The sequence below is a fragment of the Desulfotomaculum copahuensis genome, from assembly GCF_001655685.1.
Lineage (GTDB): Bacteria > Bacillota > Desulfotomaculia > Desulfotomaculales > Desulfovirgulaceae > Desulfotomaculum_G > Desulfotomaculum_G copahuensis.
Map to the genome: position 1 here is coordinate 1 of NZ_LYVF01000068.1, position 221 is coordinate 221.

1 rRNA gene is annotated in these 221 nt (G+C 54.3%); it reads left to right on the forward strand.

The window, feature by feature from the left end:
• Positions 1-2 precede the first annotated feature (2 nt).
• Positions 3-221: ribosomal RNA gene (locus tag A6M21_RS05675) — 23S ribosomal RNA — on the forward strand; the annotation flags it as partial.

Below are 221 nucleotides of genomic sequence, written 5' to 3' on the forward strand. Positions count from 1 at the left end.
TAGGTCAAGTTAGAAAGGGCGTATGGTGGATGCCCAGGCACTTAGAGCCGAAGAAGGACGCAGCAAGCGGCGAAACGCTCCGGGGAGTCGCAAGCAGACGCAGATCCGGAGATCTCCGAATGGGGAAACCCGCTTAAGGTAATACTTAAGCATCCCATGGTGAACACATAGCCATGAGGAAGGGACACCGCGTGAACTGAAACATCTAAGTAGCGCGAGGA